Genomic DNA, 20,226 nt, shown 5'->3' on the forward strand with positions numbered 1-20,226 from the left:
GGATTTGAAAACCGTGACGGATACCCTCACCCTTTCCCTCTCCCAGAGGGAGAGGGGACATCCACGGTGAGGAAGCTGGTTGGACCCTCTCCCTCTGGGAGAGGGACGGGGTGAGGGTCTGGGGTGGACTCGGGTTCCCACCACCTCCGTGACTACTCGCTCCGCCCGAAGACCCTCTGGAAGATGTCGTCCACGTGCTTGATGTGGTAGCCGGCCGAGAAACAGTCCTCGATCTCCGCCGGCGTCATCACCTTGAGCAGATCCTGATCCTCCAGCAGCGCCTTGCGGAAGGACACGCCCTGCTCGTACATGCGCATGGCGTTGCGCTGGACGATGACGTACGCCGCCTGGCGATCCATCCCCTTGCGCGCCAGCTCCAGCAGGATGCGCTGCGAGTTCACCACGCCGCCGAGCAGCTCCAGGTTCTTCTGCATCTGCTCCGGGTAGACACGCAGGTTCTCCATCAGCCCCGCGAAGCGGTGCAGCATGAAGTCCGCGACAATGGTCGCGTCCGGGCCGATCACCCGCTCCACCGACGAGTGCGAGATGTCCCGCTCGTGCCACAGCGCCACGTCATCCAGCGCGCTCACCGCGTAGCCGCGCAGCAGCCGAGCCAATCCCGACAGGTTCTCCGAGAGGATGGGGTTGCGCTTGTGCGGCATCGCGCTCGAGCCCTTCTGGCCCGGGGTAAAGTGCTCCTCGGCCTCGCGCACCTCGGTGCGCTGCAGGTGGCGGATCTCCACCGCGAACTTCTCGATGCTCGCGCCCAGCAGCGCCAGCGAGGAGAAGAACTCGGCGTGCCTGTCGCGCTGGACGATCTGACTGGAGGCAGGCGCGGGAGACAGGCCCAGCTTCTTGCACGCATGCACCTCCACCGTCGGAGGCAGGTGCGCGAACGTGCCCACGGCGCCGGAGATCTTCCCCACGGCGATGACCTCGCGGGCACGCAGCAGACGGGCCTCGGCGCGGCGCAGCTCGTCGTACCAGATGGCCAGCTTGTGACCGAAGGTGATGGGCTCGGCGTGGATGCCGTGGCTGCGGCCCATCATCACCGTGCGCTTGTGCTCGAAGGCGCGCTTCTCCACCGCGGCCATGGCGCGTCCCACGCCCTGGAGGATGAGGTCCGCCGCGTCGCGCAGCGTCATCCCCAGCGAGGTGTCCAGCACATCCGAGGACGTCATTCCCAGGTGAAGCCAGCGCGCGCTCGGCCCGATGCGCTCCTCCATGAAGGTGAGGAACGCGATGACGTCGTGCTTGGTGGTGCGCTCGATCTCCTCGATGCGAGCGACATCCGCCTCGGTGAAGTCACCGGCGCGGGAGAGGCAGTCCTGGAGTGCCTCGCGCGGCGCGATGCCGTGCTCCACCATGCCCTCCAGGGCGGCCAGCTCCACGTCGCGCCAGCGGCGCATACGAGCCACGTCGGACCAGAGGGAAGACATCTCCTTGCGGCTGTAACGGGGAATCACTCGAAGACCCTCACGGGGAAGTCCCGCCTGGCCGCGAACCGGAGCAGCTCCAGCACTACGTCCTTGGAGCCTCCCAGCTTGCCGGCGGCGGAGAGGTTGACGGCCAGGTCCAAGCCCTCGGGCTGCGAGACCGCCAGCGCACCGGGATCGACCTTTTCGTGGATGATGCGATTGGCCAGCCGTCCCGCCTGCTGCCCGATGGCGGTGGGGCTGGGAGCGAGCGCCAGCGTGGCGCCCTCCCGCACCTGGCTGGGGGTGAGACCCACCAGCGGCAGGCGTTGGGCACTGGCGAAGGCGATGAGCTGCTGGACGACGGCGGCGTTGCCCACCGTCTTGTCGGCCACCATCAGCAGCGCATCCACCTTGTCCTTGGAGCCAGCGAGGACCTTCTCCGCCTTGGCCTGCCCGTCCGCCTCGAGCGGCACGATGGAGAGGCCCAGCGTGCCCGCGGCCGACTGCGCCGCCTCCACCAGCCCGGCGGAGAAGCGGGGGTCATGCAGGATGCCCACCCGCTTGACCGAGGGGGACAGGGACTTGAGGGCGGCCAGCTCGGGGCGGAAGTCGCTGGTGAGGGCGATGCCGGTGATGTTGGGGCCCTCCAGGCCGTACTTCTCGTAGTAGGGCACCATGGCGAAGAGCACGGGCACGTCCGGGCCCAGTGCGCGGCGAGCGGTGTTGGCCGCGAGCGGCCCGAGCGCCAGCACCAGCGCCGGCTTCTGCGCGGCGATGCGCTGGAAGGCGCGCTCCGCGGCCTGCTTGCTCTCCTCCAGCGTCACCTCCACCACCTCGGCGTGAACTTCTGCGCCGAACCCCGCCACCACCGCCGCGTAGGGCGCGAGCGCGGCGGACTTCACCGCCACCACCCGGGGACGGGCCTGCTGCGCGGTGGCCACCAGCGGCAGCACGACCCAGAGCAGGCACAGCCATCCGTACCGTCTCATCGAGACACCCCCGCGCAGCAACGGAAGCCCACCGAATGGGAACGCGAGCCCGGGTCACCGTTCTTCCGGGCCGCGCAGCGCGCCGCGTACTCGGGCCGCTCGAAGGAGCCACCCTTCTGCGTGCGATCCCGGGTATCGCCGTAGCGCGAATCGGTCCACTCGGCCACGTTGCCGGAGAGGTCCGCGATGCCGTAGCCCGAGCGACATCCCCCGAAGCGCCCCGAGGCGGTCAACTCCCGGTACTTCCCCTGGGCATCGGCCGTGTTGCACTTCTCCGCGTCGAACGCGGAGCCGTAGGGGAAGCGAGCGTTGCCAGGGCCCTTGCAGGCCTTCTCCCACTCGGGCTCGGTGCACAGGCGCTTGCCGAGCGTCTCGCACCCGACCTTCGCCTCCTCCCACGTCACGTTCACCCGGGGCGACTCGCCCGCCTTGTTGGGGAACTCGAACTCGTCGATGCAGAAGGAGGCCACCTGCATGGAGGCGAGCGGGAGCTCATCGAGGCCCACCGTCGGCTTGTCGGTGCCCATCTTGAAGGCCCCACCACTCACCAGGCGCATGCCCTGCGGACAATCCCCCGCGGGCACCACGACCCCCGACGGCTCCGCTCCGTCCGGGCCAGCACCACTCCCCTGCACCACGGTCTCGGAGGACTGACGATGCTTCCACAGCAACCCGTACCCCACCGCCAGTCCCACACCGAGCCCCGCGATCGTCAGCAGCACCAGCCCCACCGGAAGACGGGAGCGGGGCGCCGTCGCGGGAACGGGCGCGGCCCGGGGAGCCGTCCGTGCGGCGGAGGCCTGCGGAGCGGGCCGGGGCTCGGCACGCGGGGCCGGAGCCGGACGCGGCTTGGGAGCCGGACTCGGCGCGGACGCGGGCTTGTTGGGGGTGCCCATGATCCTCGCGAGCGTCTCCGCGTCCAGCGGCTGCGTGGCGTCCGGGGGAGGCGGCTCCTCTTCCCTGGCCTTCGCGGCGACCCGCTGCGCGATGCTCGCGGCGGACAGGGGCTCGGTGGGCCCACCCGACACGGGCATGTCGAGCGTGGGGGCGTTCGAGATGGGAGCCTCCAGGGTTTCCCGAGGAGCCTCCAGCGTGGTCGCCCGGGGCGCCTCCCGCGTGGGGCTGCCACCGTCCACCACGGGCACCTGGATCGTCGGGGCCGCCAGCGACGGCAGCTCCGTCGTGGGAACGGGCGGGGGCGGCATGTTCGAGCCCAGGTTGGACGCCGTCGCCAGCTCGGCCGTGAGGCTGAAGGGCACCTGCTTCGGGCGCGGGCGGGGAGGCACCGGAGTCTGCGCCACCCCCGCGGGCTTCGCCGACGCCGGCCTCGGACGCGACAGGGCCGCGGAGTACTCCGCGAGGAACTCACTCGCCGTCTTCGGCCGCGCGAGCAGGTTGGTGTTGGTGGCGCGCCGGTAGAGGGCCTCCACGCCAGGAGGCAGCTCGGACTCGTAGGCCAGCAGCTCCGGCACCTGCCCCTCCTCGGGCGTCTGGCCGGTGAGCAGCTCGCCGACGATGACGGCCAGCGAGTAGAGGTCCATCCGCGTGTCGAGCTCGCCGCCCTCGGCGTACTCGGGAGCGACGTAGCACCCCGTCCGCCAGCCCTTCTGGGCCTGGATGAAGGGCAGGCGGGGAATGCCCAGCGCCAGCCCGTAGTCCGTCACCTTCAGCATGTCCGGCAGGACGATGATGTTCTCGGGCTTGAGGTCCGAGTGCGGCCCGTACTTGTGGGCGCTGTCCAGGGCCTCGGCGAGCTGCGCGAGGAGCGGCTCCACCTCCTTGGGGGTGAAGCGCTGTCCCTGCGCCGTGCGCTGCTCGATCATCCGCCGCAGCGTCATGCCCTCCAGCAGCTGCGTGGTGAAGAAGGGCCGGTTGCGCTCCTCGCCCTCCTCGTAGACGCGCACGTGGTGGGGGTGGGTGAGCTTCTTGCCCGCGCGCAGCGCCAGCGAGAACTGGGTGCGCTCCTCGGGCATCTGCACCAGGCGGGGGTTGATGACCTTGAGCGCGACCTCGACGTCCATCTCCTGGTCGAGCGCGCGGAAGACGTGCCCCACCGGGCCCGGGCCGAGCACCTCGCGGATGGCGTAGCGCCTGGCGAAGACGTCACCGGGCTTGTAGGGCGCCTCCACGCTCCCGGGACGGCGGCGAGGGACCACGCCGCCCGGCGCCGCTCCCGCGAGCTTCAGCCCGCAGGTGGCGCAGGATTCGCTGTTATCGGGGACAGGGCTGCCGCAGCGGTAGCAGAGCAAAACGGTCGGACTCCCGGAGGTGGGGGGACGTAACGGGGCCCTCCAGAAGGCACCCGCAGTCCTCTTAACCCGTCGCGCTGACAGTGGGCAAGGAACGCGGGGTTCAACGCCCCGTCGAGCCGAAACCGCCCTCCCCTCGCTCGGTGGCCTCCAGCACGGCCACCTCCTCGAGGACCGCCTGTGTCACGGGCGCCACGACCATCTGGGCGATGCGCTCGCCCCGGCGCAGGATGAAGGGCTCGTTGGAGAGGTTGACGAGCAGGACGTGGACCTCTCCCCGGTAGTCCGCGTCGACGGTACCCGGTGGGTTCAACACGGTGAGGCCGTGCTTGAGCGCCAGCCCCGAGCGGGGCCGCACCTGGGCCTCGTAGCCGGGCGGTAGCGCGAGCGCGAGCCCGGTGGGAACCGCCGCGCGCTCCAGCGGCCCGAGGGTGAGCTCCCCGTCGATGTCCGCGCGCAAATCCATGCCCGCGGCGAGGGCGGTCTCGTAGCGAGGCAGGGGCAGCGGCTCGGAGTGGGTGCGCACGCGGCGCACCTTCACGGTGACGGGCGAGGACATGCGGCCCGCTGTACCACACACGTCACACGGGCGGCGTGGGCATTCAGCGCACCGTCTCGTCCGCCACGGCGTTGCGCCTGGGGCGGAAGCGAAGCGGATCCACTGGCTGCGCGGCCAGCTCGAGCTGGTAGTGCAGGTGGGGCCCGGTGGAGCGGCCGGTGTTGCCCGAGCGGGAGATGAGCTCACCGCGCGCCACGCGCTGCCCCCGCCGCACCAGCAGCTCCGAGTTGTGGCAGTAGGCCGTCGTCACACCGCGGCCGTGGTCGATGATGAGCACCTTCCCATTCACGGCGTCCTCGCTCGCGCGACGTACGACGCCATCCGCCACCACGTGTACCTCGGAGCCCTCGCGCAGGGAGAGATCCACGCCCGTGTGCAGCTTGCGCACGCCCAGCACGGGGTGGAGGCGGTAGCCGAAGGGACTCGACACCGGCGTCTGCTCGGGCACGGGCCACGCGAGACCAAAAGCCGTGGCCAGCGCGAGCGCCTGGGCGGCGGCCACGGTGGCGTCCTCGAAGCCGGGGGGCAGCTGCCGGGAGAGGCGCTCCAGACTCGGGGTACCGCCCTCGGCCGCCACGCGCTCGAGGGCATAGCGGGCCGGGACGCGGCCGGCGAAGACGGCGGTGAGGCGGGACTCGTCCTGGGGAAACGACGCGGCGAGGGCCTCGTGGAGCCGGCGGGCGGAGGCGGCACCTCGGGCCTCGTCCAGCAGGGAGGCGGGGGGGACGCCCAGCTCCTCGGCGAGTGCGAACGCGGGAGCCCGGGCCGCGGGAGAGAGGCCCTTCAGCGCCAGGTGGGTGCCATACGCGAGCGCCTCCGCGTCGGTGAAGGGCCGGAGGGGCGGCGTACCGGGTGCGAGCGAGGGCACGGACACGCCGGTGCCACTGACGCCGTCGTAGTAGGCCAGCAACGGGCGGGCGGTGCTGCGGCCCCCGAAGGCCCAGGCCGAGGCCCGTCGCACCAGGGCTCCGGCGGGCGTGTGGTGCCAGGCGGTCCAGAGGCACAGGAGGGCCAGGGAGAAGTCGAGCAGCCCTCGGGCATTGCGCGAGAACATGGGGCCTCCTCCTCAGCGAACGAAGGACAGCAGGGGCGAGGCATCGAGCGCGGCGGCGAGCGCGAGGGGAGCCACCAGCGCGGAGCCGGGCAGCCCGTACGCGAGGGCCCGGGCGAAGCCACGCGCATGGGCCTCGGAAGCCTCATCGGCGTGCTGGAGGTTGCGCAGCACCGCGCGCGAGCCGAGCCGCCACAGCAGCCCCACCAGGGCCGCGAGCGCGAGGCCCCGAGCCGCCCCATCCGCCACGCCCTCACCGAGCAGCTCGCGCCAGGAGAGGTACACCGTGCCCTGGACGAGCCGTGCCACGGTGCAGGCTCCAGCCACGGCCACGAGCGCGGTGGCGAGCGGGCGGATCCACCGCATCGAGGTGGGCTTGCGCAGGCACCGGGCCAGCATCGCGCGCCAGCCGTGGCGCGGAGCGACGTGGAGCATGCGCCAGGAAGGGACCTGGGGAGCCGACTCCTCGCGGTAGCCGAGCGCGGGCAACGCGAGCACCACGTCCGCCATCAGCTCCCAGGACAGGGCGAGGGCCCGAGCCAGGGTGGTGCGTCGCTCCAGGGAGAGCAGCTCCACGAGAGACTCGGTGAGGGAGTAGCGGCCCACGACGCGGTCGAACGCGGCATCGGCCAGGTCGACCACGGCGAGGAGCCGATCATCGAGCGTGTCCGCGGCGGCATGGACGCCCACGGCGATGAGCGCCAGCAGGCCGAGCGGCATGAAGGCCCAGCGGAAATGACCGAGGAAGCGCGAGAACGCGCTGAGAGGGCCCTCGGGCCGGGGGACGGTCGGCGAGCGGTTCACGCGAGGCTCCGGAAGAGGACCCGCGCATCAACGCACGAGCCCGCGGGAAGATCTTTCCCGGAGGGAGCCCGCAAAGGAAGACGCCCTCCCCCGCCAAAACGGAGAGAGGGCGTGGACCGTGGCCCCTTACCGGAGGCCGTGCCCCGCTCCCCTCTCCCTCTGGGAGAGGGCTAGGGTGAGGGTCGTCGCTCACCGTTACTCGTCGTCGCTCAGAGATACCCGCGCGCCTTCAGGTTCTTCTCGATGCGCGCGTGCACATCTCCCACGTTCAGTTCCAGTGTCGTGCCGGTAATCCGCTCGTAGGCCGCGATGTACTTCTCCGCGAGCGACACGCGCACCTCATCCGGAATCGCCGGCGGCGTGCCATGGCCCTGGAAGCCCCGCTCGCGGATGAGCCACTGGCGGATGTTCTCCTTGTCCAGCATCCGCTGGTCCTCGCCCTGGGCGAAGCGAGCCTCGTACTCATCGGCCACCCAGTAGCGGCTCGAGTCCGGCGTATGGATCTCATCGATGACGTACAGGTCATCGCCCACCTTGCCGAACTCGTACTTCGTATCCACCAGGATCAACCCGCGCGTACGCGCCCACTTCTGGCCCTCGAGGAACAGCCCCCGGGCCGCCTCGGTGATGCGAGCCCAGTCGCGCGCGCTGGCCAGGTTCTTCGCCAGAATCTCCTTCTCGGAGATGGGCTCGTCGTGCTGGCCGTACTGCGCCTTGGTGGACGGGGTGATGATGGGAGCGGGGAAGGCCTCGTCCTTGCGCATCGAGTCCGGGAAGGGCACGCCGTAGGCGGTGTGAGTGCCCTTCTGGTAGTCGCGCCACAGGCTGCCCGTCAGGTATCCACGGACCACCACCTCCACGGCGAAGGGCTCACAGGCGCGAGCCACCGTCACGTTGGCGTCCGGCACGTCCAGCACATGGTTGGCGACGATGTGCTTCGTACGCTCGAACCAGAACGTGGCCAGGCGGTTGAGCACCTCGCCCTTGAAGGGGATGGTGGTGAGCACGTGGTCGAACGCGGACAGCCGATCCGAGGTGACGAGGACGAGCCTGTCCCCCTGGCGGTAGGTGTCACGGACCTTGCCCTGGTAGTGCTGGCCCAGGGCGGACAGGTGCGTCTGCCGGAGAGTGTGCGGAAGCTGCGCGTGGAGTGCGGAGGTGTTCACGAGAGGCGCCTCGGGGCCCCGACGCGGGGCGCGAAAGGAGGCGCGACTCTACTGGACCGCGCCCGCCTGGGAAGCGGGACCGTAGGCCGCCGCCATGTACAGGAAAGCCGGATTGATGCGCAGGATTCCATCCACGTACGCCGCCGCGTACGGCGCGCCCGAGGCGCGATCCACCTGCACGACGCCCGCGGGATTGATCTTCCAGTGGGCGAGCAGCGTCCGGGCCACCAGCTCGGCCGCCTCGCGCTCGGAGAGACCCTGCAGGCTCTCGCGCCGATCCTCCGGCCAGCGCTCGCCCGCCCGTCCATCGAAGCTCAGCTGCAGCGGCGCGCCCGCGTCCGGCGACTGGAGCAGGTCCGTCCGGGGCTCGAAGCCCGGAGCGGCTACCAGCTCTCCGCTCTGACTGATGGGGAACAGCACCAGCGCCTGCGCGGACTGGCCCGACTCCACTTCGGAGAGGCGGGCCACCTCGCGGTACAGCTCCAGGCGGGTGGAGGGGCTCTCGAACTCGAGCATCTCGGGAGGGCTGGTGAGTGCCTGCCGCGCACCGATGGAAGCGCGCACGGGGGCACCCCCGACGCCACAACCCGTCAGGGTAACGAGAGATAGGAGCAGGCCAGCGACCCAGCGACGCATCACCCGGGAATATACCGATGCGGGTCTGACACGGAAAGCTAAACTCGGAGGCATGCTCGCGGCCGACAACATGACCGTCATCCTCCACCAGACGCGATCACCCGAGAACCTCGGGTCCGTGGCCCGGGTGATGGCCAATTTCGGATTCTCGCGTCTCATCTTGTCCGACCCCGCCACCTACGCCTTCCGAGGGGCCGAGCGGCTCGCGGTCAAGGGAGACGCGGTGTTGGACGCCATGTCCGTGGCCCGGAGCCTCCCCGAGGCCCTCAAGGACTGCGTGTACGCGGTTGGCACCACTTCTCGCACCCAGTTGGAGGGGCGCACGGCCCTCACCCCGGAGGAGGCGATGGCCCGGCTGGCGGATCACAGCCAGCGGGGGCGGGTGGCGCTGGTGCTCGGCGGCGAACAGCGGGGCCTGTCTAACGAGGAGCTGGCGTTCTGCACCGACATCCTCGTCATCCCCACCAGCGAGGTGCAGCCCTCGATGAACCTGGCGCAGGCGGCGGCGGTGCTGCTCTACCTGTGCTCGCGCGAGGGCCGGAAGCCGGCCGAGCAGGCGGCCCCGGCGGTGGAGGAGGGCGCGAAGATGGGGACGGTGCACGCGCTGAGCGAGCGGATGCGCCAGGTGATGCTGGAGGCGCAGTTCCTCAACCCGCAGGCGCCGGATCATATCCTGCGTGAGCTGGAGCGGAGTCTGTTGCGTGCGAGGCTCACCCAGCGCGAGGCGGAGCTGTGGCTCACGGCCTTCAAGCACCTGGGACGAGCGGTGGCCGGGGGCAAGGGCACTCCCGGGAAGGGAGCGCCCTCGCGAGGCCCGGACCGGAACGGCTAGGCCGCGGCGGCCTTCTTGTACGTCTCGTTGTAGTGCTTCTCGCACAGACCGCCCTTGAGCGCCTTCACGCGGCAGTCCGGCTTGGAGCAGGTGCGGTAGCGGGAGTGGGGCAGCTCACCCTGCCGCCACTTCTTGAAGTGGAAGAAGCAGTAGCTCTTGGCGCGGTAGGGGCGCTTGCAGCCCTCGACGCTGCACGCCTTCTTGCCACCGCCCTTGGACTGGCGCGGCCAGGCCTTCAGGGTCGTCTTCTGTGCATCAGCCATGGAAATGCTCCTGTTGCGAAACGCTGCCCCGCATCTCCATGCGGAGAACCCGCGAGGCTTGCAAAGGCGCTTCGTGTAGCGCTGGCCGTAGCGGAACGCAAGGAGGCAGGCGGGGATGCGGGCGCAACCCCCGTTTTCCGGCTACGGGGTGGGAGCTTTTCCACCAGGGGCACGCCCGTTCGCCTGCCCCTCGGGGCCTCCACCCCCCGTCCCCGGCTCCTCGACGGGGCCATGGGAGGACTGAGTGGCCACGGCCGGGGCCAGCTGCTCCACCTCCCCGGGCATGTCCTCGAGCCTCACCTTCATCTTCAGGGGCCGCTCTCCCCGGCGGACGTGGAGCACCACGTTCCGGCCCACCCCCCGGGCCGCCACCTGCCAGCGCAGCTTGTGGGCGCGCTCCACCCGGCCGGTGTCCAGGCCCTCGATGACGTCTCCCACCTGCAGCCCGGCGCGCGCGGCGGGGCTCCCATCCTGCACCTCGGATACCACCACGCCCCGGGCGTGGATCAGCCCGTAGGCCTCGACGACCGTGGGGGTGCAGTCCTGCACGGACACGCCCATCCACCCGCGGCGCACCTTCCCGTACTTGCGCAGGTGTGGAATCACCGCCTTGGCGATGTCCACCGGGATGGCGAAGCCGATGCCCTGGCCCGCCACGTTCACCGCGTTGGCGATGGCCACCACGTCCCCGTTCAGGTCCAACACCGGCCCGCCCGAGTTGCCCGGGTTGATGGAGGCGTCCACCTGCATGTAGTCGAAGTCGCCGTCCCGCCCGTTGGGCGTCACGTCCGTGCGGCCCTTGGCGCTCACCACGCCCGCCGTCACCGAGTGCGCCAGCCCGAAGGGGTTGCCGATCACCACGACGTAGTCCCCCACCTCCACCTGCGAGGCCGAGGACAGCTTCAGCACGGGCAGCTTCCGGGACGCCTTGATTTTCAACAGCGCGAAGTCCGTGCGCGTGTCCTCGCCCACCACCTCGGCGGGGAAGTCCTCGGTGTAGCCCCGCTCGGAGTAGACGGAGATGGAGATGTCCTCGGCGCCCTCGATGACGTGGGCGCTCGTGAGGATGTAACCGTCCTCGTGGATGATGAGCCCGGAGCCGATGCCCTTCTGCGACTCACCCTCGGAGCCCGGGGTGGTGCTCGCCTGACGTGTGGTGATGGACACCACCGCGGGCATGGCCGCCTGCGCTACCTGACTGAGGGCGGAGCGTTCCTTGCGGACGCTGCGCTGTTGCGCCTCCACCCACAGCCGCCGATTTCCCTCATGCTGGGCGCCCCAGGCCGGTGCTTCCAGGCCACACAACAGCGCCAGCGAGACCCCCACCCACCACCGTCCACCGACCATCGTCCCGCCTCCGCCCCAGCCACCTCGGGAGAAGCTAGGGAGGGGGGCTCGGGAGGGGAAGCGGGGCGGCCGGCGAAGGTGGGGAAAGCTACTTCTTCTGGGCGATGATTTTGTCGATCGCCGCGCGATCCTCGTTGGTGATGCGCTCGCGCGGCGCCGCCTTGGCCTGTTTCGTCGTCCGGTCGACGGCGACCTTGGCCTCGTCGATCGTCTCGCGCAGCCCGTCCTTCACCCGCTCCACCTGACGGTCCACCTGGGTCGGCTGGACGTAGCGCTTCCACTGCCGCTGCGCGTACTCCAGGGGGGATCGGCCATCGAAGTCCGCCGTCGCCAGGAAGACACCGAGCCCCACCGCGCAACCCGTCCACACCAGGAACTTCAGGAAGCCCATTGTTCACATCCTCCTACCACCTCATACATCGAGGAGGGGGAGGTGGCCAGTTTCCGGCGAGGGGAGGGGAAGAGCGCTGACAGCGAGCGGGGGGCCCTCTAAGGTGCGTCGGCCTTGCAGCCCGACGAGCTCTTCCAGGCCGCCCAGCAGCGTGCGGCGACACTGTCCCTTCCCCGAGCGCAGGAGGCGCAGGAGCAGCTGCGCGCGCAGGCGCTTGCCCTCTTCGCCCGGATGCCGGAGCCCCCGGTGTACCACCGGTTGGATGACCCGGCGAGGAAGGCGGCGGAGGGGTTGCTGCCGGAGCTGGAGAAGGTGCTGGCGCTGGGGCTGGCGGTGGAGCGGGACACGGGGCGCCGGGAGGGCACGGAGCGCATCCTCGAGGCGCTGAGGGCGCACGGCGAGGCGCTGGTGCACTCGGTGGACGGGCGGCTGGTGCAGGCCGAGGACGCGTGGCGGCGGGCGCTGGAGCTGGAGCGGGTGGCGCACCCCACGCGGGCGCTGGGGGCGAAGGAGACGGTGGTGTCTCCGGTGTTCGACCGGACGACGGGGGCGTCGCGGTTCGACCCGAGGCAGGAACCGGTGGCGCAGGTGAAGCTCATCTGCCCCAACACGGGCTGCAAGCGCATCAACGATTACGGGTATGTGCCGGGGCCGGGGACGCGCCGCTACGTGTGCCCGGCGTGCAACACGCCCTTCCTGGCGTACTTCGGCGAGCTGCGCGGGCTGGAGATCGAGCACAAGAGCAGCTCCAAGCGCTTCTTCTTCACGGTGGACGAGATACGGGGCGCGGGTGGCTCGCGCATCGAGTTCGAGGAGGCGAGCGGCGAGGACTTCCCGGTGGCACGGAGGGACTTGCTGGTCTTCCTGTACACCGAGGCGCGCGAGCTGAAGGCGGTGGTGAACCTGACGAACAACCGGCTGATGTGGATTTCGCCGGCCAGCTCGTGCTTCGTGGTGACGGCGGCGTTCGGAGAGGGAGCACCGGAGCTGGTGGCGTTCCGGGAGTTCCGGGACGAGGTGCTGAGGCGCCACGGGGTGGGGCGGGAATTCATCCGGGTGTACTACCGGTATGGGCCGGGGTGGGCGGAGTGGGTGGTGGCGAGGCCGGGGGTGAGGCGGGAGGTGAGGCGGGTGTTGAAGCAGGTGCACCGGGTATTGACGACGACGAGGAGTGGACGCACGTGACGGAGCAGGGAAACGCAGGCGACGGGCAGCGGCCTGACGCGGGGCAGGGGGGCACGGGGAGCGGGCCGAAGCCGGGACGTCACGGGTGGAGCTGGGTGCTGCTGTTGGTGACGGGGCTGTGCGGGGTGGGGGCGCTGGCGTACCTGGGGGTGCAGGAGGCGCTGAGGGCGAGGCTGGCCTCGGACGGAATGGCCGCGCCGACGATGAAGCTGGAGAGGTACGAGGGCGGGACGCTGTCGCTGGCGGACCTGAAGGGCAAGGTGGTGATGCTGGACTTCTGGGCGACGTGGTGCCCGCCGTGTCAGGCGGAGATGCCGTCGCTGGTGAAGCTGGCGAAGGAGTACGAGGGGAAGGGGTTGGTGTTCGTGGCGGCGAGCCGGGACGACATGCCGGACGCGCCGATGTTCGTGCAGGAGTTCATCCTGAGCCGGATGCCGGAGCTGGCGCCGTACGTGGTGTACGCGCCGGACGAGCTGGCGGCGGCCTTTCAGGTGACGGCGTTGCCGACGCTCTACTTCCTGGACAGGGAGGGGCGGGTGGTGGACGCGCAGCGGGGCATGCTGGACGAGGCCGCGCTGCGCCGGCGCGTCGAGCAGGCCCTGGGCTTGTAGTTTCGTAAAGGAGGGGCGGATGAACGCGGACGAGCTGGCCCGCATCCCGGGGGTGAACCCGGAGGTGCCGAACGCGGCGCGGATCTACGACTACACCCTGGGGGGGACGCACAACTTCGAGGCCGATCGCCAGGCGGCCGAGTACATGTTCTCGCTGGTGCCCTCCACGCGGAAGTGGATGCGGATGCTGCGGGCGTGTCTGCAGGGGGCGGCCCGGCGCTTGGCGTCGGAGGGCTTCACGCACTGGGTGGACTTCGCCTCGGGGCTGCCGACCGACCACGTCCACGCGGTGATGCCGGACGCGCGGGTGCTGTATTCCGACATCAACCCGCTGACGATCGCGCAGGGCCAGGCGCTCCTGGGGAACAACCCGCGGGTGCGCTACCTGGAGTGCGACATCAAGAAGGCGGGAGAGTTCCTCCAGCGGCCCGATGTCCAGGCGTTCCTGGGCGGCGAGCGCCGGCTCGCCATCGGAGGCAGCGGCATCGGCGTGTTCCTGTCGGCCGAGGAGAACCGGAAGTTCTACCGCGACCTGTATGACCAGGTGGCACCGGGCTCGAAGCTCTTCACCACGTTCGAGACGAAGGCCCCGGGCAAGACGACGCCCCGGTGGGAGCAGTTCGTGGGGATGTTCCAGCGGATGGGGGAGTCGTTCCAGCTGTACTCGCTCGACGAGTACCTGGAGTTCTGCGAGCCCTGGAAGCCGGACGGCATGGGCGTGCTGACGGTCCGGGAGTTCCTGGGCCTGCCCCCCGAGCACATCACCGAGGAGGACCACGAGGGCGTCGGCATCGAGTTCTACGCCGTCGTCCTGGAGAAGCGGTGACGGGGCGGGCTCAGAACAAGTGGCCGAAGTCCAGGTAGAAGCCCGTGGTGCCGTCGCGAGGGCTGATGCCGTAGTCCACGCGGAGGATGAAGTCGTTCTGCCAGGCGATGCGCAGGCCGCCGCCGCCGCCATAGCGGGGGATGCCTCCATCGGCGAAGCGGAGATCCGTCCACGCCTGCCCCGCGTCGAAGAAGGCCATGAGGGTGAAGTCCAGGCGCTGCTGCCAGGGTGACACCGATAGGAAGTTCCAGCGCAGCTCGCCGTTGGCGAGCGCCTTGGCCTGCCCCTGCAGCCGGTTCTTCAGGATGCCGCGCGCGGTGTACACGCCGCCGATGCCGCCCCAGCCGTCGAGCCACTCCACGCCGCCGAACGAGGAGAGGTGGAAGAAGGGCACGTCTCCGCCCATCACATCGACGAAGAGCCGGAAGGCGGCCACGAGCCGCTCGCTCACCACGGGGTGGTAGAAGCGCAGGTTGGCCGTGGCCCCCCAGTAATTGGAAGCACTCCCCGTGACGGTGGAGGCCCCGCGCAGCGCGAGCTCGTGGAACATGCCGCGCACCGGGGCGGGCTCGTTGTCGCGCGTGTCCAGGAGCAGGCTCGCCGTCACCTCCGCCGTGCGGAAGACGGACTCTCCGTCCTCCTCGCCGTTCAGCCCCGAGAGCAGCCCCGCGCGAGCGTCCTCCACCACCCGCGAGTCCCGTGCCTGTCCGAGGTCCTCCGCGCCGTAGCGCGTGCGAATCGAGGTGAGGCGAAAGCGGTAGCCCAGCGCCACCTGCCAGGGACCGCTCAGGGGCCGGCGCGCGTTCAGCACCACGCTCGGGAAGGTGCGCTGGTCGAAGCTGTAGTACCGCAGGCCGCGGAAGTCCGGGTTGCCCGGGCAGACATTCGGGTCCGACTCCAGCGCCTTCCGGTCCGCGCACGCGTCGAAGGCCGACACGTAGGCCGCCCCGCCGCCCAGGCCGAAGTACGGCGAGAAGCGGTCGTTGAGCAGGCCCAGGTTCACGCCCAGCCGCCAGGACGACGAGAGGAAGCCGGGCGCATCCAGCATGAGGCGGTGCTGGGCGATTCCTCGCGTGGACTGGAAGAACTGCCCCACCACGGAGTAGCGGTAGGGCCGTTGGCTGCCGTCGCCCGAGTCCACCAGCATCAGCCGCGCGCCATAGCCGAAGCCCTCGTCGCTGTTGAAGCTGACGAGCGGCAGGCCCAGCACGTTCCATCCCGTGCGGGGAGGCTCGGCGGGTGTTGGCGCCGCCGTGGTCACGGGCGCCTCGACGGCCTCCGGCGGGGGCTCCTGCGCCCATGCCGGAAGCGCGAACAGCGCGGCGGTCAGCACCACTACCCACGTCGTCGGAGTCGGATGATGCATGGAGGCCCCCCGGCCGGTTCCATCACTCGTTGGCGTACAGCGAGTCCATGAACTGGAGGATGAAGCCCTCGGCCTCGCTCTTGTCGGGGATGGCGCCCAGCATGCCGTACATGGCGGCGCTGCCGTCCGGGGCGGGCTCACCGGAGGCGAGGCTGGCGGCGCACGCGCGCAGGTCGGCGAGGAAGGGCTCGACCACGGCGGCATGGGCGGGCGTCACCATCAGGTGCAGGGCGGGAGGCATCATCTGCCGGTCCAGCTTCCAGCCGCGCGCCTCCATGGCATCGCCCAGCGCGTACACGTCCAGGGAGTCCGAGGAGAAGGCGAAGATGCTGAGCCGGGGATTGCCCAGGAGCTTCAGCCCGGGGATGGCGGCGATGCCCTCGCGCAGGGCCTTGGAGGTGTCGAGCACGGTGCGGGCCAGCCGCAGGTAGCCCTCCTCGCCGAGGTACTTGAGGACGGCCCAGGCCGCGGCGATGGCGCCACCGGGGCGGGTGCCGGCCATGGAGGGCGAGGCGTAGATGCCGCCGCTCCAGTTGGCGAAGGTGAAGAACTGGTGCCGGCGCAGCTCGGGGGTGCGGTAGAGGACGATGGAGGCGCCCTTGGCGGCGTAGCCGTACTTGTGCAGGTCCGCCGAGAGGCTGGTGACACCGGGCACGGCGAAGTCGAAGTCGGGGATGTCGTGGCCGAGCCGCTTCGCGAAGGGCAGGAGGAAGCCGCCGAGGCAGGCATCCACGTGGAAGAGGACGCCCTTGTCCTGGGCCAGGGCGGCGAGCTCGGAGATGGGGTCCATCACGCCGTGCGGGTAGGCGGGGGCGGAGCCGACGACGAGCACCGTACGGGGGCCGATGGCGGCGCGCATGGCGGCCACGTCCGCGCGGAAGTCGGGCCCCACGGGGACGTTGATGGCCTTCACCCCGAAGTAGTGGGCGGCCTTCTGGAAGGCGGGGTGGACGGTGGCGGGCAGCACCATCTCCGGCTCGGTGATGCCGCGCTCGGCGCGAGCGAAGTCCCGGGCCGTCTTGATGGCCATGAGGATGGACTCGGTGCCACCGGACGTCATGGTCCCCGCGGCGGTGTCGCCGTGGAAGAGCTCGGCCGCGATGGTGAGCACCTCGGCCTCGAAGCGCCTCAGGCTGGGGAAGGCCAGGGGGCTGAGGCCGTTCTCGGACATGAACTCGGTGTAGGCCTCGGCGGCCAGACGGCGGAGGTCCTCGCCCGCGTTGTAGACGAGGCTCCAGGTCCGCCCCTCCTGCCAGCGGGCATCCTCGGTGCGCATCTCGCGCATCCGCGAGAGCACATCCTGGTGGCTCAGACCCTGGGACGCCAGGCGGGGACTCTTCGACATCTCTACTCCGGGGAGTGGGGTAAGCGAGGTGTTTCCCCACACTATAGGGGGAATCGGAGTGGCCCACTGCGGGAGGCTCCTGGCTCGTGTCGGACAATCCTGATTTTCCTTGTATTCCAGTCCTCCCTTCTTCATGGTCGGATTCCCGTTCGCTTTGAAAAGGAGAGTCCGATGCGTGTCCTGAAATTCATGCTGATGGGAGTCGCGGTCGCTTCGCTGCAGGCGTGTGGTCCCCAGACGGAACCTGGCGGTGAGTCCATCGGCTCGAGCGTTCAGGACCTGGGGCGGCTCTCCATCAAGAATGCCGATCCCAGCGTCATCCGGGTCGACAGCACCTACATCTCCGTGGAGACCGAGGGAGGACGCATCTACGTCCGCATGGCCTCGTCCGTGGATGCGCTGTCGGGAGCGGTTCGCCAGCAGGTCTGGGGCAACCCCAACGGCTTCGCCGAGGTGTGGGCGCCCGAGCTCATCAAGGACGGCACCACCTACTACATCTATTTCACGGCTGGGGCGGGCAGTGCCCACCGGATGTATGTCATCCAATCCCAGTCGCCCAATACGGGCTACTCGCAGGCGGCTCCGCTGGCGCTGCCGGACAACAAGTGGGCCATCGACGGCACCGCGTTCATCTACAAGGGGCAGCGCTACTTCGTCTGGTCGGGCTGGGTGGGGGACACCAACGGCGAGCAGACCCTGTTCATCGCCCGGATGTCGAGCCCCACCACGGTCACGGGAGCCCGGTACGTCATCTCCCAGCCCCGGGAGTGGTGGGAGAAGGTGGATGTCAACCCGCCGACCCGCGTCAACGAGTCGCCCGAGGCCATCATCGATCCCAACGGGCAGCTCCACATCGTGTACTCGGCGAACGGCAGCTGGGATGTGAACTACTGCCTCGCGGATCTGCGCCTGAGGGCCGGGGGTGATCCCACCTACGTCTGGGATTGGTTCAAGTCCAATGGATGCCTCTTCGGCGCCAATGGCAGCATCATGATGAGCGGATGGGATCCCACGCTGTACGCCAAGGGCGTGGGCCACCACTCCTTCGTGCTGCTCAACGGAGATCCCAACACCAGCCCGCCCGCGGGCCCGGTGTTCCCGCTGGCGTACCACGGCGTGCCCAAGAGTGATTACCCCAACCCCTTCTGGTCGGGCCGCTACTGGTACTCCGGGAACTTCCAGTGGTGGGGCAACATCAAGTACACGCGCGGCGCGGAGAGCAACACGGGCTGGAGCCTGAAGTTCTACGAGTAGTCGGACACGAAGCGGGGAGGGGGACGGATGTCGCCCCCTCCCGCTCACGCCTCCGGACGAGCGCCTCTACTGCTTTCCGGCACCGCCCTTGCTGTCGCCCGTGCCCTTCTTCTCCGCCGGCACGGTGCGCGCGGGTGTCTCTATCTCGGACTTGATGAGACGGAACTCGACGCGGCGGTTCTTGGCGCGGCCGAGCGCCGTGCCATTGGTCGCGATGGGCCTGGACTCACCGAAGCCCTTGGCGCGCAGGCGCTCGGCGGCGATGTCCTTGGAGACGAGGTAGTTCATGACGGACTGGGCGCGCCGCTGGGACAGGTTCAGGTTGAGGGTGTCGGAGCCGACGTTGTCGGTGTGACCCTCGATGAGGACGGGCCCGAGCTCGGGGTTGCGTGCGAGCACGATGGCCACCTCGTCGAGCAGCTTGAGCGACTGCTTCTGGATGGTGGCGGAGCCCGTCTCGAAGAGGATGTTGCCCTTGATGCGGATGCGGTCGGACTCGACGACCACGAGCGGGGGGTTGTCGATGGGGCAGCCATCAGCCTCGGGCGTGCCGGACTGATCCGGGCACTCGTCGACGTTGTCGGGCACCTCGTCGCCGTCGGTGTCGGGGCAGCCGTCATAGCCCTTGGGGCCCGGCTTGTCGGGGCAGAGATCCTGTCCGTCGGGCACGCCATCCCCATCGGCGTCACCACAGCCTCCATGGGCCTGGTCGCCAACGGAGTTCGGGCACTGGTCCTGGCCGTCGACGATGCCGTCGCCGTCGTTGTCCGGCTCCGGGCAGCCATCGTTGTCCTGGAAGCCGTCGGTGTCCTCGAGCTCGTTGGGGCACTTGTCGAACGAGTCGCGGACGCCGTCGCCATCGGAGTCGAGGAACGTCTCCTCGTAGCGCAGAGCGAAGATGACGCGCAGCTCCTCGCGGCCGTAGCCACTGCCGAGCGTCACGCCGCGGCCCACGTCCAGCTCCAGGCCCCAGCCCTGGTAGAGGTGGGCGCGCACGCCGCCGAGCACCTCCCAGGGCGTCTTGAGGGAGTCGGCCTGGCGGAAGTTGAAGGGGGCGGAGGTGGGCGTGGCCAGGTGCATCTCGGCGATGGCCTGCACGTTGAAGAGGGGGCCCACGTCGGGCAGGTCCACGATGGCGCCAGCGCCGAAGGTCACCTCGTTGCCGACGTAGAGGTTGAGGTACTGGGCATGCTGGGGACGCAGGCGCAGGCCCAGGTTGCCGAGCACGCGCACGGGGCCGAAGGCGCGCTCCACGGCGAGCCGCGGGGCCACCAGGACGCTGCGCTCACCGAGGAAGCTGTCGCCGTCCCCGGTGGGCAGGCGCACCTCGGCGGAGAGGGCGACGCCCACGGGAAAGTCCTCGGGCAGCAGGAGGAAGGCGCGGGGCTGGAGCCGCACGTCGCCGAAGCCGTACCTGCTCACGCCGGCCGCGCCGGGGAAGTCCTGGGCATTGAGGGCATCGCGCAGCAACTGGAAGCGGTCACCCTGGGTGAGGGTGAAGGGCACGTCCGCGGCGAGCTCCAGCCGGCGGTGGAGCTGCCAGGCGAAGAGCGCATGCGCGTCGAGCCGGTAGGGGAGGAGATCCCCCAGCTTCTCGTCGCCCAGCTTGAGGGCGAGGATGCCGCGGTTGTAGTCGAAGAGGAGGGCGCCCCGGAAGCTGCCGGCGGGGTCGGCCGCGGCACCTTCGAGGGCGATACCACTCCTCTGGGCAGGGGTGGCCTTCAGCGGCACGGCGTCGAAGCCGCGCGCGAAGGGATCATGGTCCGCCCGCGCCGCCAGGCCGGCCAGCAGCAGGCACACCACTGCGAGTCGGGTTGCTGCGCTTCGCAAGGACCGCTCCCAGGGAGAGGCCCGGAAATTCGGGCCTGTCCTGGCGGCTCATACCATCCACTCCCGGGGGGCGGAAGAAAACCCCCCTCGGGAGTGTGCCTGGA

19 protein-coding genes are annotated in these 20,226 nt (G+C 70.0%); 5 read left to right on the forward strand and 14 right to left on the reverse strand.

Going from position 1 to position 20,226, the window contains the following annotated elements; genetic code table 11:
• Positions 1 to 152 precede the first annotated feature (152 nt).
• The 8 genes from purB to JRI60_RS13765 all read right to left on the reverse strand — a co-directional run bounded on the left by purB (position 153) and on the right by JRI60_RS13765 (position 8,800).
• A complete protein-coding gene (purB, locus tag JRI60_RS13730) occupies positions 153 to 1,466 on the reverse strand; it encodes an adenylosuccinate lyase (RefSeq protein ID WP_204226297.1) in 1,314 nt (437 codons plus the stop codon).
• Positions 1,463 to 2,407 (reverse strand): ABC transporter substrate-binding protein, encoded by a 945-nt coding sequence (locus tag JRI60_RS13735; protein ID WP_204226298.1) that lies wholly within the window; start codon positions 2,405 to 2,407, stop codon positions 1,463 to 1,465. Before JRI60_RS13735 ends, purB begins: the two co-directional genes overlap by 4 nt.
• Positions 2,404 to 4,563, reverse strand: a complete 2,160-nt coding sequence (locus JRI60_RS13740; protein WP_239470500.1) for a bifunctional serine/threonine-protein kinase/formylglycine-generating enzyme family protein — start codon at positions 4,561 to 4,563, stop codon at positions 2,404 to 2,406. Before JRI60_RS13740 ends, JRI60_RS13735 begins: the two co-directional genes overlap by 4 nt.
• A gap of 196 nt (positions 4,564 to 4,759) precedes the next feature.
• Positions 4,760 to 5,215 carry a dUTP diphosphatase gene (dut, locus tag JRI60_RS13745; protein WP_204226300.1) on the reverse strand — a complete coding sequence of 152 codons (456 nt, stop codon included), beginning with the start codon at positions 5,213 to 5,215 and terminating at the stop codon, positions 4,760 to 4,762.
• A 43-nt stretch (positions 5,216 to 5,258) separates the two neighbouring features.
• Positions 5,259 to 6,269, reverse strand: coding sequence for a M23 family metallopeptidase (locus JRI60_RS13750; protein ID WP_204226301.1), 1,011 nt, complete (start codon positions 6,267 to 6,269; stop codon positions 5,259 to 5,261).
• A gap of 12 nt (positions 6,270 to 6,281) precedes the next feature.
• Positions 6,282 to 6,986, reverse strand: a complete 705-nt coding sequence (locus JRI60_RS13755) for a hypothetical protein (RefSeq protein WP_239470787.1) — start codon at positions 6,984 to 6,986, stop codon at positions 6,282 to 6,284.
• Between the two features lie 293 nt (positions 6,987 to 7,279).
• On the reverse strand, positions 7,280 to 8,236 hold the full coding sequence (locus JRI60_RS13760; RefSeq protein ID WP_204226303.1) for a phosphoribosylaminoimidazolesuccinocarboxamide synthase: 957 nt from the start codon (positions 8,234 to 8,236) through the stop codon (positions 7,280 to 7,282).
• A 48-nt stretch (positions 8,237 to 8,284) separates the two neighbouring features.
• Positions 8,285 to 8,800, reverse strand: coding sequence for a hypothetical protein (locus tag JRI60_RS13765; RefSeq protein WP_239470501.1), 516 nt, complete (start codon positions 8,798 to 8,800; stop codon positions 8,285 to 8,287).
• 124 nt (positions 8,801 to 8,924) lie between these two features.
• Here JRI60_RS13765 and JRI60_RS13770 point away from each other — a divergent pair, with 124 nt between their 5' ends.
• A complete protein-coding gene (locus JRI60_RS13770) occupies positions 8,925 to 9,704 on the forward strand; it encodes an RNA methyltransferase (protein ID WP_204226305.1) in 780 nt (259 codons plus the stop codon).
• Here the strand turns inward: JRI60_RS13770 and JRI60_RS13775 are convergent.
• The 3 genes from JRI60_RS13775 to JRI60_RS13785 all read right to left on the reverse strand — a co-directional run bounded on the left by JRI60_RS13775 (position 9,701) and on the right by JRI60_RS13785 (position 11,705).
• Positions 9,701 to 9,967, reverse strand: a complete 267-nt coding sequence (locus JRI60_RS13775) for a vegetative protein (protein ID WP_204226306.1) — start codon at positions 9,965 to 9,967, stop codon at positions 9,701 to 9,703. The two genes, JRI60_RS13770 and JRI60_RS13775, sit on opposite strands and share 4 nt — an antisense overlap.
• 141 nt (positions 9,968 to 10,108) lie before the next feature.
• Entirely contained in the window at positions 10,109 to 11,314 is a 1,206-nt protein-coding gene (locus JRI60_RS13780; RefSeq protein WP_204226307.1) for a S1C family serine protease, read from the reverse strand.
• An 88-nt stretch (positions 11,315 to 11,402) separates the two neighbouring features.
• Positions 11,403 to 11,705, reverse strand: coding sequence for a hypothetical protein (locus JRI60_RS13785; RefSeq protein ID WP_204226308.1), 303 nt, complete (start codon positions 11,703 to 11,705; stop codon positions 11,403 to 11,405).
• 114 nt (positions 11,706 to 11,819) lie between these two features.
• Between JRI60_RS13785 and JRI60_RS13790 the strand changes: the two genes are divergently transcribed.
• Genes JRI60_RS13790 through JRI60_RS13800 form a run of 3 tightly spaced genes read left to right on the forward strand, consistent with a single transcriptional unit; the run spans position 11,820 to position 14,327 of the window.
• A complete protein-coding gene (locus JRI60_RS13790; protein ID WP_204226309.1) occupies positions 11,820 to 12,890 on the forward strand; it encodes a CFI-box-CTERM domain-containing protein in 1,071 nt (356 codons plus the stop codon).
• Complete coding sequence (locus JRI60_RS13795; RefSeq protein ID WP_430384381.1) at positions 12,887 to 13,501, forward strand: TlpA family protein disulfide reductase; 615 nt, start codon at positions 12,887 to 12,889, stop codon at positions 13,499 to 13,501. Before JRI60_RS13790 ends, JRI60_RS13795 begins: the two co-directional genes overlap by 4 nt.
• A gap of 19 nt (positions 13,502 to 13,520) precedes the next feature.
• A complete protein-coding gene (locus tag JRI60_RS13800; protein WP_204226310.1) occupies positions 13,521 to 14,327 on the forward strand; it encodes an SAM-dependent methyltransferase in 807 nt (268 codons plus the stop codon).
• A gap of 10 nt (positions 14,328 to 14,337) precedes the next feature.
• Here the strand turns inward: JRI60_RS13800 and omp85 are convergent, their stop codons facing one another.
• Positions 14,338 to 15,693, reverse strand: a complete 1,356-nt coding sequence (gene omp85 / locus JRI60_RS13805) for an Omp85 family outer membrane protein (protein WP_204226311.1) — start codon at positions 15,691 to 15,693, stop codon at positions 14,338 to 14,340.
• A 22-nt stretch (positions 15,694 to 15,715) separates the two neighbouring features.
• Complete coding sequence (locus JRI60_RS13810) at positions 15,716 to 17,038, reverse strand: pyridoxal phosphate-dependent decarboxylase family protein (protein ID WP_204226312.1); 1,323 nt, start codon at positions 17,036 to 17,038, stop codon at positions 15,716 to 15,718.
• A gap of 171 nt (positions 17,039 to 17,209) precedes the next feature.
• Between JRI60_RS13810 and JRI60_RS13815 the strand changes: the two genes are divergently transcribed.
• Positions 17,210 to 18,292: a glycoside hydrolase family 43 protein gene (locus JRI60_RS13815; protein WP_204226313.1), complete on the forward strand. Its 1,083-nt coding sequence runs from the start codon at positions 17,210 to 17,212 to the stop codon at positions 18,290 to 18,292.
• Positions 18,293 to 18,358: 66 nt separating this feature from the next.
• Here the strand turns inward: JRI60_RS13815 and JRI60_RS13820 are convergent, their stop codons facing one another.
• Positions 18,359 to 20,122 carry an OmpA family protein gene (locus tag JRI60_RS13820; protein ID WP_239470502.1) on the reverse strand — a complete coding sequence of 588 codons (1,764 nt, stop codon included), beginning with the start codon at positions 20,120 to 20,122 and terminating at the stop codon, positions 18,359 to 18,361.
• Positions 20,123 to 20,226: the final 104 nt, after the last annotated feature.

Origin of the sequence: Archangium violaceum, assembly GCF_016887565.1 — a bacterium.
Classification (GTDB): Bacteria; Myxococcota; Myxococcia; order Myxococcales; family Myxococcaceae; genus Archangium; species Archangium violaceum_B.